Annotated in this window: 1 protein-coding gene and 1 pseudogene; both read right to left on the reverse strand. The window is 48.5% G+C overall.

All coding sequences use genetic code 11. From position 1 onward, the window contains the following. Positions 1-186 (reverse strand): hypothetical protein (locus tag R7040_RS30400; RefSeq protein ID WP_411978242.1); only part of this gene is annotated, 186 nt, incomplete at its 3' end. Continuing rightward, positions 183-503: pseudogene (locus R7040_RS30405) on the reverse strand (integrase); the annotation flags it as partial. The pseudogene R7040_RS30405 and the gene R7040_RS30400, both read right to left, overlap by 4 nt.

The following is a 503-nucleotide window of genomic DNA, read 5'->3' on the forward strand; positions in this document are numbered from 1 at the left end:
TTGATAGAAATGGTTCGCTAGCCTCTCAATCGCCTGTTGGTGTGCGAGTGCTTGAGGTATCCCAGCTGCCTTTAAATGTACATAAACTTTAGGGTTCTGCCCCCCGAGCGCAAAAGCGGCGATTTGTTGGTATTGTGTGAGGCTTTTCAGAAAATGCTCGGGTTTCTCAAAGGTGAGGATCGTCATTGTGCGCCTCCTGACATCATGGCAGTGAACGCTTGCCCATCAATACGTGAAGCGTTAGCGACATAAGGCGCATACACGTCGAACAAGAGTTGAGTATCACTGTGCCCAAGCATATGAGAGATATAAAGTGGGTTCTCATGAGCCGCAATATGGAGCACGGCAGCCGTGTGTCGGGTTTCGTAGGCACGGCGCTTTTTAAGCCCTGCTTTACTCAGTGTTGGGTGCCAAATTTTTTTACTCACCCAGTGGGTATCTAAGCCCTGGCCTTTCCTGTTGGTGAACACAAATGTATCACTGGTATAAGGGCTGTTTTTTTG

This window comes from Vibrio sp. 1069 (genome assembly GCF_033340555.1).